This window comes from Caenispirillum bisanense (assembly GCF_039523075.1).
GTDB lineage: Bacteria > Pseudomonadota > Alphaproteobacteria > Rhodospirillales > Rhodospirillaceae > Caenispirillum > Caenispirillum bisanense.
Genome location: NZ_BAAAEP010000120.1, coordinates 1 through 1,263 on the forward strand (window position 1 = coordinate 1; position 1,263 = coordinate 1,263).

Below are 1,263 nucleotides of genomic sequence, written 5' to 3' on the forward strand. Positions count from 1 at the left end.
AGGCCGCCGCCGGCAAGGTCAGCTCCGCCGCCCACGAACTGGAGAGCGAGGCCGAAACCCTGCGCACCGAAGTGGAAACCTTCCTCAGCGCCATCAAGGCCGCCTGAGACCCCTGCTTCCGTACCCGTCAGGCGCCACCGTCCCCGCGACGGTGGCGGCTGAACCGTTTCCAGGGCTGACAGTATAAGAACAAACTGATGAAAGGGGAGATGCTCCTGGCAAGGCGCACCTCGGAGAATGCAGCAATGAGCTTGAAGCTTCGCCTCACCACCCGTTTCGCCCTCATCACCATCGTGTCGCTGGTCGTGCTGGCGGCGGCCCTGGCGCAGCAGGCGGCCAGTCTGGTCACCGATGCCATGACCGGCATGGCCCAGCAGCGCCAGAGCAGCAACATGGCCGTCGCCTGGCAGGTCCTGCAGGAGCATGGCACCACCTTCCGCCTTGTCGACGGCAAGCTGTATGCCGGCGACACGCTGCTGAACGGCGACGTCGCCATCGTCGACACCATCCAGAAGCTGGTCGGCGGCACGGCCACCATCTTCGCCGGCGACACCCGCGTCGCCACCAACGTCCGCAAGGACGACGGCAGCCGCGCCGTCGGCACGCCGCTGGCCCAGGGGCCGGTGCATTCCGCCGTGCTCGGCAGCGGCACGTCCTTCCGCGGCGAGGCCAACATCCTCGGCAAGGACTTCTACACCGCCTACGACCCCATCCGCGACGCCTCCGGCAAGGTCATCGGCGTGCTCTACGTCGGGCTGGAGAAGGCCGAGTTCCAGCAGGTGGTGGATGCCCTGGTGCTGCGCATCGTGCTGGTGGCGGGCGCCCTGGTGGTGGTGGCCGGCGGCATCGTCTGGTGGCTGCTGCGCCGAGAATTCCGCGCCCTGCACGACGTGCGCGCCAGCATGCGCGCCATCTCCCACGACGAAACCGCCCTCACCGTGCCCCACCTCGCCCGCCACGACGAGATCGGCGAGATGGCGCAGGCGGTGGAGGTGTTCCGCCAGGGCGTCATTCAGGCGACCGACCTGCGCCGCACCCAGCAGGCCGAGGCTGACCGCAAGCTGGCCCGCCAGCAGGAAATCGAGACGTTGACGGCCCGCTTCGATCAGGCAGTCGGCCGCCTCATGGGCAACGTCGAAAGCTCCATCGAAAGCCTGCGCTCGGCCGCCGGCAGCCTGGATGCGGGTGCGGCCCATACCGCCGAACGCTCGGTGCGGGTGGCGACGGCCTCGGAACAGGCGTCGGCCAACGTGCAGACGGTGG

The 1,263-nt window shown here is 68.8% G+C and carries 1 protein-coding gene; it reads left to right on the forward strand.

The features are described 5' to 3' along the window. Positions 1-245: 245 nt before the first annotated feature. On the forward strand, positions 246-1,263 hold a 1,018-nt coding region (locus tag ABD056_RS22700; RefSeq protein ID WP_343870568.1), incomplete at its 3' end, for a cache domain-containing protein.